Annotated in this window: 11 protein-coding genes and 1 tRNA gene; 2 read left to right on the top strand and 10 right to left on the bottom strand. The window is 67.6% G+C overall.

The annotated features are described in order from the left end of the window. Window positions 1-79: 79 nt before the first annotated feature. Both hppD and ASE58_RS12000 read right to left on the bottom strand, forming a co-directional pair. The gene (gene hppD / locus ASE58_RS12005) at window positions 80-1,138 is read right to left on the bottom strand and encodes a 4-hydroxyphenylpyruvate dioxygenase (RefSeq protein WP_055821594.1); all 1,059 of its coding nucleotides are present in this window, start codon (window positions 1,136-1,138) and stop codon (window positions 80-82) included. A 32-nt stretch (window positions 1,139-1,170) separates the two neighbouring features. Next, window positions 1,171-2,097: a LysR family transcriptional regulator gene (locus ASE58_RS12000; RefSeq protein ID WP_055821590.1), complete on the bottom strand. Its 927-nt coding sequence runs from the start codon at window positions 2,095-2,097 to the stop codon at window positions 1,171-1,173. Window positions 2,098-2,292: 195 nt separating this feature from the next. On the opposite strand from ASE58_RS12000, the gene ASE58_RS11995 reads away from it, so the two are divergent. Further along, on the top strand, window positions 2,293-4,380 hold the full coding sequence (locus tag ASE58_RS11995) for a malate synthase G (protein ID WP_055821587.1): 2,088 nt from the start codon (window positions 2,293-2,295) through the stop codon (window positions 4,378-4,380). 317 nt (window positions 4,381-4,697) lie between these two features. On the opposite strand, the gene ASE58_RS11990 is transcribed toward ASE58_RS11995, so the two are convergent. The 5 genes from ASE58_RS11990 to ftsE form a co-directional block, all read right to left on the bottom strand. Next, window positions 4,698-4,772, bottom strand: a tRNA-OTHER gene (locus ASE58_RS11990). Between the two features lie 45 nt (window positions 4,773-4,817). Next, window positions 4,818-5,537, bottom strand: coding sequence for a lysophospholipid acyltransferase family protein (locus ASE58_RS11985; protein WP_055757586.1), 720 nt, complete (start codon window positions 5,535-5,537; stop codon window positions 4,818-4,820). Next, complete coding sequence (locus tag ASE58_RS11980; RefSeq protein ID WP_055757588.1) at window positions 5,537-6,076, bottom strand: YdcF family protein; 540 nt, start codon at window positions 6,074-6,076, stop codon at window positions 5,537-5,539. The genes ASE58_RS11985 and ASE58_RS11980 overlap by 1 nt, the downstream gene beginning before the upstream one ends. Beyond that, the gene (locus tag ASE58_RS11975) at window positions 6,073-6,954 is read right to left on the bottom strand and encodes a cell division protein FtsX (RefSeq protein WP_055821585.1); all 882 of its coding nucleotides are present in this window, start codon (window positions 6,952-6,954) and stop codon (window positions 6,073-6,075) included. Before ASE58_RS11975 ends, ASE58_RS11980 begins: the two co-directional genes overlap by 4 nt. Then, complete coding sequence (gene ftsE / locus ASE58_RS11970; RefSeq protein WP_055821582.1) at window positions 6,951-7,637, bottom strand: cell division ATP-binding protein FtsE; 687 nt, start codon at window positions 7,635-7,637, stop codon at window positions 6,951-6,953. Before ftsE ends, ASE58_RS11975 begins: the two co-directional genes overlap by 4 nt. A gap of 185 nt (window positions 7,638-7,822) precedes the next feature. Here ftsE and ASE58_RS11965 point away from each other — a divergent pair, with 185 nt between their 5' ends. Further along, the gene (locus ASE58_RS11965) at window positions 7,823-8,653 is read left to right on the top strand and encodes a zinc-ribbon domain-containing protein (RefSeq protein ID WP_055821579.1); all 831 of its coding nucleotides are present in this window, start codon (window positions 7,823-7,825) and stop codon (window positions 8,651-8,653) included. A 249-nt stretch (window positions 8,654-8,902) separates the two neighbouring features. Here ASE58_RS11965 and pdeM read toward each other — a convergent pair whose 3' ends face one another. The 3 genes from pdeM to ASE58_RS11950 all read right to left on the bottom strand — a co-directional run bounded on the left by pdeM (window position 8,903) and on the right by ASE58_RS11950 (window position 14,405). Further along, window positions 8,903-9,565, bottom strand: a complete 663-nt coding sequence (gene pdeM, locus ASE58_RS11960; RefSeq protein WP_055821576.1) for a ligase-associated DNA damage response endonuclease PdeM — start codon at window positions 9,563-9,565, stop codon at window positions 8,903-8,905. Window positions 9,566-9,801: 236 nt separating this feature from the next. Then, window positions 9,802-11,067 carry a DUF445 domain-containing protein gene (locus tag ASE58_RS11955; RefSeq protein WP_235513608.1) on the bottom strand — a complete coding sequence of 422 codons (1,266 nt, stop codon included), beginning with the start codon at window positions 11,065-11,067 and terminating at the stop codon, window positions 9,802-9,804. Between the two features lie 140 nt (window positions 11,068-11,207). Then, window positions 11,208-14,405: an efflux RND transporter permease subunit gene (locus ASE58_RS11950; protein ID WP_055821570.1), complete on the bottom strand. Its 3,198-nt coding sequence runs from the start codon at window positions 14,403-14,405 to the stop codon at window positions 11,208-11,210. Window positions 14,406-14,409: the final 4 nt, after the last annotated feature.

Genomic DNA, 14,409 nt, shown 5'->3' with positions numbered 1-14,409 from the left:
GCCCGGCTCCGTCGCGCTGGCCGGTCGATGGCAGCGCCTGCGCGCTGCACCGCGACCGAAGCTTTCGCTTCGGTCTGGGTCAGGCATCGACCGTGATGACGCCCCGCCGAATCTGATCCAGCTCGATGCTCTCATACAACGCCTGGAAATTGCCGTTGCCGAAGCCCTCATTCCCCTTGCGCTGGATGATCTCGAAGAAGATCGGCCCGAACATCGGCTCGGTAAAGATCTGCAACAGCAATCCTTCGTCACCGACATTGCCGTCGATCAGGATGCGGTTGCGGCGTAGCCGTTCGAGGTCCTCGCCATGCCCCGGCACGCGCTTGTCGACCAGTTCGTAATAGGTCTCGATCGTGTCCTGCAGCTTGACCCCGCGCGCGCGCAGCTTTTCGACCGTTTCAAAAATGTCGTCGGTGGTGAAGGCGAGGTGCTGGATGCCTTCGCCATTATAGTCGCGGATGAATTCCTCGATCTGGCTCTTGTCGTCCTGGCTTTCGTTCAGCGGGATGCGGATCGCCTTGTCCGGGGCAATCATCGCCTGGCTGAACAGGCCGGTCGCCTTGCCCTTGATGTCGAAATACTTCTGCTCTTCGAACCCGAAAATCTGGTTGTAGAAGGTCGACCACGTGCGCATCTGCCCACGCTTCACATTGTGGGTCAGGTGGTCGAGCAGGTCGAGCCCGACATTGTTCTCGGCTTCCGCTTCCGCTGCCCCCGGCACCGCGTCCCAGTCGTCGTACAGCGAGCCCGCCGCGCCGTGCCGGTCGACGAGGTACAGCATCGACCCGCCAATCCCCTCCAGCGCATAGCCTTCGCCCAGCACGCCGCGCGAGGCATCGGCAGGCTTGGCACCGCGCGCGACCGCTGCGTCGAACGCCGCCTTTGCATCCGCGACGCGGAACGCCATGCCCGACGCCGACGGTCCATGCTGCGCAGCAAAGTCCGCAGCATGGGCATCGGGAATACGGTTCAGCAGCAGGTTGATGCGGCCCTGCTTGTACCGCACCACGTCACGGGTGCGATGCTTCGACGCAGCGACGAAACCGAACTGTTCCAATTGCTTGGCCATGCGGTCGAGGTCGGGCGCGGTGAATTCGCAGAATTCGAACCCGTCGAGACCCATCGGGTTGACGTCCATGTGTTCCACGGCTGCATCCTCTCAAATTCGTATCAATTGATACCAATCTGATCCGAACCCGATGGCGAGTCAAGCGTCTCCCACGGCGGCGGCGACCAGCGCGCGGCGAAGTGGTCCACAAAGGCGGTTACCGCCGGGCGCGGATCGGCGGCGTGGATCGCATGGATCGCCAGGTCGCGCGGTCCCTCCCACGCCGGCAGCACCCGCACGAGCCGCCCATCGGCCAGCGCCTGCCCGACATCCCAGAGCGAGCGCAGCGCGATGCCGACCCCGGCCAGCGCCAGTTCGCGGACGACCTCGCTGGAATTGGTGCGGACATGGCTGCGCCCGGCGACCTGCACTCGCCCGCCGGGGCGCAGCAACGTCCATGGCAACTGTCCATCAGCCGCGAGCAGCCGATGGTCGGCCAGTGCCCTGGGGTGGGACGGGACACCATGTTCGGCGAGATAGGCGGTGCTGGCACACACCACGCGGCGATTGTCGGCCAGCCGCTGGGCGACATGGCCGCTCGGCGGATCGGCGGTGATGCGGATCGCGCAATCGATCCGCTCGGCCGCCAGATCGACATAGCTGTCGGACAGCAGCAGTTCGAGGTCGACCGCCGGATGCTCGTGCAGGAACGCGCCCAGATGCGGCGCGATATGCAGCCGCGCGAACGAAGTCGGCGCGGCGATGCGCAGCGGCCCGGCGGGCGCGGCGGCAGCCCCGGTCACCCGCGCTTCGGCGGCGGCCAGCGCCGACAGGATTGGGGCAAGGTCGGCGTGCAATTGCGCCCCGACCGGGGTGGGATGCAGCCGCCGGGTGGTCCGTTCGATCAGTCGCGCGCCCAGCCGCGCCTCGAACCGCGCCAACCGCTTCGATACCATCGCCGGGGAAATGCCCAGCACCCGCGCGGCGGCGGCGATGCTGCCAGTGTCGAGAATCGCGGCGAACAGTTCGTGGTCGGGATCGAGCGGCATTCGTTCCTCATCGGCATGGCTGTGCTGCGATTATGGGTGGTTCCGATGGGAAAGGCGAGGCGGTATGTCTGGACCCAACAACCGTCATCCCGGCGCAGGCCGGGATCCATGGAAACGGGGCTCGGCGACTCTTTCGATTTGCTTCGTGACCGTGGATCCCGGCCTGCGCCGGGATGACGAACAGGAGAGGATGGGATGACCAACAATTTCGTCGAACGCGCCGGGCTACAGGTCGCCGCCGAACTCGCCACCTTCCTCGAACGCGACGCGCTGCCCGGCACCGGCATCCCGGCCGATTCGTTCTGGGAAGGGACCGCCGCGATCCTCGCCCGGTTTGCGCCGGAAAACCGCGACCTGCTGAAGCGCCGCGACACGCTGCAGGCGCAGCTCGACGCGTGGTTCGTCGCGCGGCAGGGGACGGCGATCGACCCGGCGGAACAGGCGGCGTTCCTGCGCGAGATCGGCTATCTGGTCGAGGAACCGACGCCGTTCACGGTTCACCCGGCCGATGTCGATCCGGAAATCGCGACGCTGGCGGGGCCGCAGCTGGTCGTGCCGATCCTCAACGCCCGCTTCCTGCTCAACGCCGCCAATGCCCGCTGGGGCAGCCTGTACGATGCGCTCTACGGCACCGATGCGATCCCCGGCGCGGCGGCACCGGGCGGCTATGACGCCGCGCGCGGGGCCCAGGTGATCGACCGGGCCAAGGCGTTCCTCGACGAAGCCGTGCCGCTCGCCACCGGCAGCTGGCGCGCCTGGAGCGGCGGCACGCCCGCCCTTGCCGATCCGGCCCAGCTGGTCGGGCAGGCCGGCGACAACTGGCTGCTGCGCCATCACGGGCTGCACATCGAACTGGTGATCGACCGCAGCCACCCGATCGGCAGCGGCGATCCGGCGGGCCTCGCCGACATCCTGCTCGAATCCGCGCTGACCACGATCTGCGACCTGGAGGATTCGGTCGCGGCGGTCGATGCCGCGGACAAGGTCGCCGCCTATGCCAACTGGCTGGGGCTGATGCAGGGCACGCTGACTGCGCAGTTCGCCAAGGGTGGGCGCGAGGTGACGCGGACGCTGGCCAAGGACCGCCGCTATACGACGCCCGATGGCGGCGAGCTGGTCCTGCCCGGCCGATCGCTACTGTTCGTGCGCAACGTCGGGCATCTGATGACGACGCCCGCCGTCCGCCTGCCCGATGGCGGGGACGCGCCGGAGGGTATGATCGACGCGATCGTCACCAGCCTGATCGCGCTGCACGACCTGAACGGCGCGCGCGCCAACAGCCGCGCCGGATCGATCTATATCGTCAAGCCCAAGCAGCATGGGCCGGAGGAAGTCGCCTTTACCGACCGGCTGTTCGACGCGGTCGAGGATCTGCTGCACCTGCCGCGCCACACGATCAAGGTCGGGGTGATGGACGAGGAACGGCGCACCTCCGCCAATCTTGCTGCCTGCATCCATGCGGTGCGGCACCGGATCGTGTTCATCAATACCGGCTTCCTCGACCGCACCGGCGATGAACTGCACAGCGCGATGCACGCCGGGCCGATGATTCCGAAGGGCGAGATGAAGGGGGCGGACTGGATCGCGGCGTATGAGGATCGCAACGTCCAGATCGGCCTCGCCTGTGGCCTGGGTGGCCGCGCGCAGATCGGCAAGGGGATGTGGGCCGCGCCCGACCGGATGGCCGACATGCTGGCGCAAAAGATCGCGCATCCAATGAGTGGGGCGAGCACCGCCTGGGTCCCGTCGCCGACCGCCGCGACGCTCCACGCGCTGCATTACCACGCCGTCGATGTTGCGCAGCGACAGGCAGCACGCGCGGCCGAGCCGGTGGCGTCGCTCGACCGGCTGCTAACCCTGCCGCTGGCACTGGGGCGTAACTGGGATGCGGCAGAGGTGGCGCGCGAACTTGACAACAACGTCCAGGGCATTCTCGGCTATGTCGTGCGCTGGATCGATCAGGGGATCGGCTGTTCGAAGGTGCCCGACATCCACGATATCGGCCTGATGGAAGACCGCGCGACGCTGCGCATTTCCTCGCAGCATATCGCCAACTGGCTGCTGCACGGCGTCTGTACGACGGCCGATGTCGATGCCGCATTCGAGCGGATGGCGGTCAAGGTCGATGCGCAGAATGCCAACGACCCGGCCTATCGCCCGCTGGCCGGCGGCATCGCGCTACAGGCGGCACGGGCGCTGGTGTTCGAGGGGCTGGAACAGCCGAACGGCTATACCGAACCGTTGCTGCATGCGTATCGGGCGGTAGCGAAGGCGGCGGGGTGAGGGGGCGCTAGAGACCACCCCTCACACTCCTTCGCCCAACGACGTCTGCTTACACCCACTTGCAGGCATTCCGGCGGCCGTTATCGTCATGCTCTGAAAGGAACAGTGAACATCGCGGGTCGCATTGTAGCTATCAGCTACACGCTGGTTATCCTGGCGATGGTGTGGTTTACTTTCTTATTCTTCGGCTTCGATTTTGGAGGCGATTTTAGCGGACTCATCGTCTTTGTCTTACTCGCGCTCTCGCCAATCCCTGTTTGCTCTGTTTGCTTCCGGAAAAATTAGTGAATGATTGCGTTCCACCAAGTGCAGCGATGCGCAGCGGGTGGGACTTGAACCGCACATACTCTCAGCACTTAGGCTGACGCACTCTCCAGTTGTGCTACCGCTGCCCAGTTATGGTAGCGAACCCGGCGTCCGCTTTCCACGAAGAACAGTCACTCCGCCGCCAAACTTCCCGCCACACCGCCCGCCGCCGGCTCCAGCACATTGATCGCGGCGTGAACCCGCGCCTCGATCTCCTCGCGCGGCAATCCGGCCGGGATCGGATCGAGGAACCGGATCGTAATCACCCCCGGCCGGCTGGCCCCCTTGCGCGGCATGCAGTGGCCGCTGTCGAGCGCCACCGGCACGACGGGCATGTTCAGCGCCTTGTATAACCCGGCAAAGCCTGAGCGCAGCGGCGGGGCCTCACCCACCTCGACCCGTGTGCCTTCGGGAAAGATCAGCACCGACCGGTTTGCGGCGCGGGCGACGGCGGCTTCCTTCAGCATCTGGCGCAGCGCCTTGGACGACGCATCGCGGTCGACGCCGATCGCGCCATACGCCTTGGCGGTGCGGCCCCAGAAGGGCATGTCGATCAGCTCGCGCTTCATCACGATCAATGGACCGTCGATCCGCTGCGCCATCTCCAGCGTCTCGAACATGGCCTGGTGCTTGACCGCGAACAGGTAGGTGCCGGGCGGGCGCTGCCCCTCCACCCGGACCCGCACGCCCAATATCCAGCGCGCCAGGAAGCGGTGGGTGCGAATCCACACATGGGCATGGACGTGCATCGCCCGCTGCCCGAACCGCGCGGACAGCGGCGCGCTCAGCACGATCGGCACCGACGCGGCATAGAACAGGATGCGGAAGATCAGGGTGCGCACCCACGCCATCACAGGTCGATCCCCAGCCGCATCACCAATCCCCGCACGATATATTTGTTATATTCGCCGAACAGCAGCGCGAAGCCGGGGTTCGCCTTGACCGGATCGCGCACGATCTCGACCGAATTGCCCAGCGCATGGCGCAGCTCCATTGCTGCCCGCGCCATATGCCAGTTTGACGTGACCAGCCGTACCGACCGATAGCGGTTGCGCCGGACCCAATCGGCGGTCTCGTCGGCGTTGGACCGGGTATCGACCGCCTCATGTCCCAGATCGACACAGCAGCGGAACAGCCGGCGCGGCGCGCCGTTGGCGGCGGCCAGCTCGCCCGGCCGCACATCGGGGTCGACGCCGGTGACCAGCATCCGCTTCGCCTCGCCGCGCTCGATCACCGCCAGCCCGCGCTCGATCCGGCCCGACCCGCCGGTCGGCACCACCACGCCATCGGTCTGGCGCGGGTCGGTGAGCGGCGTCGGCAGCGTCACCGCGAACAGCGCGAAGCCCAGTGCATAGAGCAGCAGCGCTACCGCGAAGACCCGCCCCATCACAGCACCCGCGCCAATCGCCGCAGCACCGCGACCCGCGCCGCCAGCATGGCAAGGCCGGTAAAGGCAAACGGCAGCGCAGCGATCGCTGCCCAGTCGAGCGGCGCCAGGGCGATACCATCGACCAGCTGCGATTCGAGCGTCGCCATCCGCTCGCCCAGCGCCACGACGACCAGCGCGCCGGCCAGCGCGCCGATGAGCCCGCCGGTCAGCGTATCCTGCCCGATGCGGCGCTGGAACAGGCGTGCGATCTGAAGGTCGGTCGAACCCAGCATGTGCAGAATGTCGATCGTTCCGCGATGCGTATCAAGCCCCGCCCGTGCCACGAGCAGCACGACGGCGGCAGTGGCACTCGCCATCACCAGCACCAGGCCGAATGCGGTGAGCCCGATCGCGCCGACGAAACTGCGCACCGGGGCCAGCCACGTCGCATGGCGATCGACCCGGATGCCTGCGCCGACGCCCTTCGCCAGTGCCTCGACCCGCGCAACTGCCGCGTCGTCGCCGCTTTGCAAATCGACATCGATCATCGCCGGCATCGGCAGGTCGGCTTCCAGCCCCGCCTCACCCAGCCAGGGTTTCAGCAGTTCGGCGAGGCGCGCGCGATCGACCTCTGCCGCCCGCGTCACGTCGGCCGATGCCTTCAACCGGGCGAGCAGGCGCACGACCTCCGCATCGCGCCGTACCGCATCGCCCTCGATCACCTGCACCGTCAGCCGCGCGGCAAGCTGCCGGTCGAGTGCGCCACCGGCATTGCGGGTCGACAGGCCGAGTGCAGCGCTGAGCGTCGTCAGGAAGATCATGATCGCCATGATCCACACCATCGCCCGGCGCCCCTGCCGGTCGTCGAGCAACGGTTGCGTGGGGCTCCGCTGGCTCACGCGAAGCCCGCCGCGACCGGATCGACCAGCCGCCCGCGATCGAGCAGCATCAGCCGCGCGTCCGGCACCCGGTCGAGCAGGTGATGATCGTGCGTCGCCATCACGACGGTCGTGCCCAGCCGGTTGAGCGAGGCAAACAGCTTCAGCAGCCGTTCGGCCATGTCGGGATCGACGTTGCCTGTCGGTTCGTCGGCGACCAGCACCTCGGGACGGTTGATGACCGCGCGGGCGATGGCGACGCGCTGCTGCTCGCCGCCCGACAGCGTCGGCGGACGGGCATCGGCACGGTCGGTCAGCCCGACCCAGGCCAGCATCTCGCCCACCGGCTCGGCGATGTCCTCCTCCGGCATTCCCGCGACGCGCAGGGGCAGCGCGATATTGTCGCGCGCCGACAGATGGGGCACGAGCCGAAAATCCTGGAACACCACGCCGATGCGGCGGCGAAAGCCCGGCAGGCGACCGCGCGGCGACGTCACCATATCCTCGCCGAACAGGCGTATCACGCCCCGGCTGGGCCGCTGCGACAGGTAGAGCAGGCGCAGCAGCGACGTCTTGCCCGCGCCCGATGCGCCGACCAGGAAGTGGAAGGTCCCGGCGCTCAGCGAAAAGCTGACATCGCTCAGCGTTTCCGGCCCCTGACCGTACCGAAGACCGACATTTTCGAACTGAACGATGCTGGCCACGGGCGCCCTTGCTTCCACCGGTCCTCGGCCCATCGCACATGGGGGCAATTGTCTCAAGCACCACGCAATCGCACCTTGCCATCGACCGCTAACCCGCCGTAGATTCAAGGCTTGGAGTTTAGTCGCGCCCAGTTGGCTCCGCACGTGGCGGCCCGGCGCGGCCCATGCAGGGGGCAGGGGACGACATGATCCTCGAATGTACGCAATGCCATATGCGGTATCTGGTCGCCGATTCGGCGATCGGCCCGGCGGGGCGCACGGTGCGTTGCGCGGGATGCCGGCATAGCTGGTTCCAGCCGCCGGCGATGCTCGACCTCGGCACCACCGCGGCGGTGACCCCGCCCAGCGAACCGGCGCGCGTGCCGCAGCCGGCGATGGCCGAGGCGGTCGCCGACACGCCGCGCGCCCGTACCGCATCGCCCATCCCGACCGCCGCAGCGCCCGATGTTCCCTATGGCGATGCATCGCGTCCCGCCCCGCTGCGTGCACGCAGCACCGAACCGCGCCGCTATGTCGATCCGGAGGCCGAACGGGCCGAGCGCGGTGAACCGATCAATGCCTTTGCCCATCAGGCGCCGTTCGTGCCGCGCCGCAACCCGGCCCGCCGCCGCACCGCGATGGCGGTCGCCGCCGGGGTGGCGATGCTCGCGGCCTGTGGCGGCATCCTCTACACCGGCACGCCCGGCATCGCCGAACAGCTGGGCCTGCCGATCGCGTCGGGGGCCAGCGACGCGCTGAAATTCGCGATCAACACCCCCGAACGCCGGTTGCTGTCGAGCGGCAACGAACTGTTCGCGGTGTCGGGGCGGATCATCAACGAAACCGGCAGTCGTCAGCGCATCCCCGACATTCGCGCCGTGCTGAAGGACAGCCAGAATCGCGACGTCTATAGCTGGACGATCAAGCCGCAGACGCGGGTCATCGGGCCGAGCGGGAGCCTGAGCTTCAACAGCGCCGCGCTGGACGTGCCCGCCAATGCCAAGGAACTCGAACTGAGCTTCGCGTCGGGGTTGTAGGGGGCGGGGCAATCACGCCGCTTCGCGTATCCCCGCGCAGGCGGGGATTCAGGGTAACCAGTGGTGGCGTTCGTGGCTCTGGACCCCTGCCTGCGCGGGGCTAGGGTTTTATGTGCTCGTTGTCTGGCCAAACCCTTTTTGTACCCCGGCGAAGGCCGGTACCCGGTTGGGTAACGTCGGCGGCACCTTCGACAGCGCACCGTAACTGGACCCCGGCCTCCGCCGGGGTGCGTCCGCGCGCTGGCTGATCTACGCCGCGATCGGAAAGCGCAGCAATCGGTCCTCCAGTGCGATCAGCGCTTCTGCGCCGCTCCCCACCGCGCGCACGATTTCCGGGTGATGCGCGTCCAGCCCGCCGGTCAGCGACCCGAACGCCGGCAGAATCAGCTTGGTTGCGGTCGCCACGAAACACCGCCGCGACACGCCGCGTCCGCGCAGCTTCAGCCGCAGCTTGGGGTGGAAATGGCCCGACAATTCGGGGCGCGTCTCGGCCGGATCGGCCTCATGGCGCAACACCACGCCGTCGACCACCGCTTCGTCGACCACGCGCCCGCCACAATGGTCGGCGACCACCCGATCGTGATTGCCGGTGATCCACGTCCAGTCCGCCCCGCCGGTCAGCGCCCGCAGCCGCGCCTGTGCCTCCGCCGACAACCGGTCGCACCCGGCGCTGTCATGGAAACTGTCGCCCAGGCACCAGATTTCCGCCGGCCGGGTCCGCGCGACCACCGCCTCGATTCCCGCCAGCGTCTCCAGCGTGTCGTAGGGGGGCAGCATCTGCCCGAATTGCGCGAACCAGCTGGCCTTTTCGAAATGCAGGTCGGCCAGCAGCAACGCCCGCCGCGCCGGCCAGAACAGGGCACCGGCGGACAGGGCGTCAAAGGCGTGGCCGGCGAACGAAAGGCGAACCATGAAGCGGCTATAGCGCAGGCGGCGCGGCGCTCAAGCCATGGGGGCGTAACGATCGGTTGATGCGTCGCGCGGCTGCTGTCCTACAGGGCCATGACCTGTCATGGTCGCTTCCGCTCTTTCTCATGGCCGTTTCCCCTGCCGCGCATGTCCCCCGATCGGATGCGCGCGAAACCGTGGCGAGTGTGAACTTTGTGAACTTTGGACCCCGCAAAGGGCAAGGCGGGTCGATCGCCCGCCTACAACCACCTGTCCACGACATGGATCGCCAGCCCAACCATGCCACCTACCAGCGTCCCGTTGATGCGGATATATTGCAGGTCGCGGCCGACCGCATTTTCCAGCCGCCCGGTGATGGTTTCCGCATCCCAGCCGCGCACCGTATCCGAGACCAGCCGCACGATGCCGTCGCCATAATCGGCGACGCCGCCCACCACCGCGCGGCGGACGAATCGGTTGACCTTGGCCTTCAGCACCGGATCGGACTGCAACGTCTGGCCCAGTTGCCGCATCGCCTCGCCGATCGGGCCGGCCAGCGCGCGGTCCGGATCGCGCGCGGCCCGCAGCATCCCGCCGCGAATCTTTTCCCACACGCCCATCCACCAGCCGGCCAGCGCCGGATTGTCGATCAGGTCGTTCTTCAACCGCTCGACCTTCGCCTGCATGTCGGGCGAATGCTGCAGGTCGTGCGCCAGTAGCGCGAGGCCTTCGTTCGCCTTGGCGCGCAACGGATGGGCGGGGTCTTCGGCGACCTCGGCCAGCATCTTGTGCAAGCCCTTCACCACCGACGTCGCCAGCGTCTCGTCCAGCCCGGTCCAGCGCAGCACCGCTCCCGCGCGCTTCTGGACCATGGCACGGACCAGGTCGTCGTTCGCGTCCAGCGTCTTGGCGGTCCAGCGGATGATCGCATCGACCAGCGGCAGATGCCGGTCGTCGGCGATCGCCGCCTCCAGCGTGCGGCCCAGTGCCGGCGCGACCGGCATCGCGCGGAGGCGATTGGCCAGCGCGCCGCGCACCATCGTCCCGAACTGATCGGGGTCGAGGCCCTCCAGCACGTTGACCGCCAGTCGCGAGGCCCCGTGGCGCAGCCGCCCGCTGCGCGCCGCCGGATCGGCCAGCCACTTGCCTGCCACACCGGCCGCATCGACGCGGTGCATCCGTCGCGCGACGACGCGGGCGGTCAGGAAATTGTCGCGCAGGAACGCGGCGAGCGTGTCGCCGATCCGGTCCTTATTTCGCGGAATGATCGCGGTGTGCGGGATGGGCAAGCCCAGCGGATGGCGGAACAGCGCGGTGACCGCGAACCAGTCGGCCAGCCCGCCGACCATCGCCGCCTCAGCAAAGGCCTGGACGAAGCCCCAAGCGGGATGCACCCCCTCCATGCGCCGCGACAGCACGAACAGCGCGGCCATCGCCACCAGCATGAAGGTGGCGAGCCGTCGCATTCGGCGTAAGGGGGCGGGAACCGCGTCGCCGGCGCGGGCGATGCTGAGGGAGGATGCCATCCCCGAAACAATCGTCGGATGGACGGAAAGTTCAATAGGGAGAGGCGGTCTCCGCCAAAGACGTCGCCCCAGCCTGCGCTGGGGTGACGTATCTGGTCAGGGGGCTTCCCCGTCCGGTCGCGCCGGACGGGGAGGCGCGCTTACTCCGCTGCCGGCAGCGACTTCGGTCCATCAGCAGGCGGCAGCGGCGCACCGGGCTTGTGGTCGATCGCGAGGCCATCGGCATCGCCCGGACGATAGGTGAGCAGCCGCCGCGACAGGCGCGGGCCGACCCAGCGTTCGAGGCCGACCGCGAGGCTGAACGCCCCCGGCACGATCAGCAGCGTCAGCAGCGTCGACAGCGTCAGGCCGCCGATGACGGTGATGCCCATCGGGCCACGGAACGACGAATCGCCCGACAGCGCGAGGGCCGTCGGCACCATGCCGGCGACCATCGCGACCGTCGTCATCACGATCGGCTGGGCGCGCTTGTGCCCGGCGTCGAGGATCGCGGCTTCCTTTTCGACGCCCTTCTCCATCTCCTCCAGCGAGAAGTCGATCAGCAGGATCGAGTTCTTGGCGACGATGCCCAGCAGCATCAGCAGCCCGATATACACCGGCATCGAGATCGGGTTGCCCGTCACCCACAGCGCCAGCAGCCCGCCCAGCGGGGCCAGGAACAGCGACCCCATGTTCACGAACGGCGGCATCACCCGCTTGTAGAGCAGCACCAGCACCGCAAAGACGAGGAAGATACCCGAGATCACCGCGACGATGAAGTTCTGGATCATCTCGCCCTGCCACTTCGCCTGACCCACGGTCAGTTCGGTGACGCCCAGCGGGAGGTTCTGCATCGTCGGCAGGGCATGGATCGCCTTTTGCGCGACGCCGGTCACGACGCCCGGCGCCAGATCGGCCCCGACGACCAGGCGACGCTGCTGGTTGATGCGGTCGATCTTGGTCGGACCCGCGCCGAAGCCGATGTCGGCGACCACCGACAGCGGCACCGATCCGCCATTGGCGGTCGGCACGGGCAGGTTCTGGATCGTCGACAGCCGCGACCGCGCATCGCGCGACAGCGCGACGCGGATCGGGATCTGCCGGTCGCTGAGCGAGAAGCGCGCGCTGTTCTGATCGATATCGCCCAGCGTCGCGATGCGGATCGCCCCCGACAGCGCGGCGGTGGTCACGCCCAGGCTGGCGGCCAGGTCGCTGCGCGGACGGATGATGATCTCCGGCCGCTTCAGGTCGCCCGACACGCGCGGCGCGACCACCATCGGCAGCTTTTCCATCTCCTTGACCAGCTTGTTCGCGGTCTCGTTCAGCTTGACCGGATCGTCGCCGCCCAGCGTGATCGACAGGTCGCGGCTCGACCCGCCCCAGCCGAACTGCGACCGGAACGACACCCGCGCATCGGGGATCGCGGCCAGCTGCGGGGCGAGGCCACGTTCGAACTCGGTGCTCTTTACCTGCCGCATCGCATCGAACGACTGGTCGTCCAGCATCCCGAAGGAATGGCGCACGCGGTCGCCGAATTTCGGCTTGTCGACCAGTTCGGCGGTGACGCGGCCATTGCCGGCATAGCTCGACGAATAGACCGACTTCACCATCGGCTGGCCCTGCAACAGCTTTTCGACGCGCTTCACGACGACGGCGGTCTGTTCCAGCGTGGTGCCCGGCACCATTTCGACGGTGGCGGTCACCCGTTCGCGATCCTGCGGCGGCTGGAACGTCTGGGGCAGGACCATGAACATGACGACGGTCAGCGCGAGGGCGACGACGCCCGCGACGATCGTCGACCAGCGATGGCGCAGCGTCCAGCGCAACACGCCCATATACCGGTCCATCAGCCAGCCTTCGCCATGGCTGGCGGTACCGTGCGCCTTCAGGAAATAGGCAGCGATCATCGGCGTGATGAGGCGCGCGACGGCAAGGCTCATCAGCACCGATGCGACGACGGTCAGGCCGAAATTCTTGAAGAACTGGCCCGAAATGCCCGGCATCAAACCGACCGGCAGGAAGACGGCAACGATCGCCATGGTCGTCGCCAGCACCGCGATGCCGATTTCGTCGGCCGCGTCGATCGATGCCTGATAGGCGGATTTGCCCATGCGCATGTGGCGGACGATATTCTCGATCTCCACGATCGCATCGTCGACCAGCACGCCCGCAACCAGGCTGAGCGCCAGCAGCGTCATCTGGTTGAGCGTGAAGCCCAGCATGTCCATGAACCAGAAGGCGGGGATCGCCGACAGCGGAATGGCCAGCGCCGAGATGACCGTCGCGCGCCAGTCGCGCAGGAAGATGAAGACGACGATGATGGCGAGCAGCGCGCCTTCGTACATCGCGGTCATCGCCGAATGATACTGGACTTCGGTGAACTCGACCGAGTTGGACAGCAGCGCGAAGCGAACCTGTGGATTGCGCTTCTGCAGTTCGGCAAGGCGCTTTTCCGCCTCGTGGAACACGGTGACGTCCGACGCGCCCTTCGCGCGCTTGATATCGAATGCCAGCACCGGGCGGCCATTATATTCGGCGCGGCTCTTGGGCTCGGCATAAGCGTCGCGGACGTCGGCGATGTCGGCCAGGCGCACCGAGCGGCCACCGGCGACCGGCACCTGCGTCTGCGACAGGGCATAGGCGGTGGCGGCATTGCCCAGCACGCGCACCGATTGCTGCGACCCGGCGATTTCCGCCTGGCCGCCCGCCGCGTTCAGATTGACCTGGCGCAGCGCCTGGTTGACCTGGCTCGCGGTCAGCCCCTGCGCCTGCAACCGGGCGGGGTCGAGCGTCACGCGGATTTCACGGTCGACGCCGCCGACTCGCTCCACGGTCGCCATGCCGCCGATCGCCAGCAGTTCCTTGGCGACGGTATTGTCGACGTACCAGCTGAGCTGTTCCGGCGTCATGTCGTCGGCGATCGCGGTCCACGACGCGATGTCCGAATCGGTGGTGTTCGCGCGGAACACCTGCGGTTCGAGGATGCCGTCGGGCAACTGGCTGCGAATCTGGTTCACCGCCTCGCGCACGTCGTTGACCGCGCGGTCGATCGGGGTGCCGATGTCGAGCTGGATGACGGTCTGCGACGACCCTTCGGTGACGGTCGATTCGATCTGGTCGATGCCCTGGAGCGCGCGCACCGCCGCCTCGACCCGCTGGGTAACCTGCGTTTCGAGTTCGGTGGGGGCGGCGCCGGGCTGGCTGATGACGACGATCGCGACCGGGAATTCGATGTCCGGGTCCTGGTTCACGTCCATCCGCATGAAGCTGACGATCCCGGCGATCGTCAGCGCGAGGAACAGCACCAGCGGCGGCACCGGGTTGCGGATCGACCATGCCGATATGTTGCGAAAGCCCATGGCG

The sequence above is a fragment of the Sphingomonas sp. Leaf9 genome, assembly GCF_001421355.1.
Taxonomy (GTDB): domain Bacteria; phylum Pseudomonadota; class Alphaproteobacteria; order Sphingomonadales; family Sphingomonadaceae; genus Sphingomonas.
Note: the sequence above shows the minus strand (reverse complement) of the source record. Positions and strands in the feature narration are given on the sequence as shown.

Excerpts from the sequence above, each read along its gene's own strand:
- hppD (WP_055821594.1), bottom strand. The coding sequence starts at position 1,138 with ATGGACGTCAACCCGATGGGTCTCGACGGGTTCGAATTCTGCGAATTC.
- ASE58_RS12000 (WP_055821590.1), bottom strand. The coding sequence starts at position 2,097 with ATGCCGCTCGATCCCGACCACGAACTGTTCGCCGCGATTCTCGACACT.
- ASE58_RS11995 (WP_055821587.1), top strand. The coding sequence starts at position 2,293 with ATGACCAACAATTTCGTCGAACGCGCCGGGCTACAGGTCGCCGCCGAA.
- ASE58_RS11985 (WP_055757586.1), bottom strand. The coding sequence starts at position 5,537 with ATGGCGTGGGTGCGCACCCTGATCTTCCGCATCCTGTTCTATGCCGCG.
- ASE58_RS11965 (WP_055821579.1), top strand. The coding sequence starts at position 7,823 with ATGATCCTCGAATGTACGCAATGCCATATGCGGTATCTGGTCGCCGAT.
- pdeM (WP_055821576.1), bottom strand. The coding sequence starts at position 9,565 with ATGGTTCGCCTTTCGTTCGCCGGCCACGCCTTTGACGCCCTGTCCGCC.
- ASE58_RS11955 (WP_235513608.1), bottom strand. The coding sequence starts at position 11,067 with ATGGCATCCTCCCTCAGCATCGCCCGCGCCGGCGACGCGGTTCCCGCC.
- ASE58_RS11950 (WP_055821570.1), bottom strand. The coding sequence starts at position 14,405 with ATGGGCTTTCGCAACATATCGGCATGGTCGATCCGCAACCCGGTGCCG.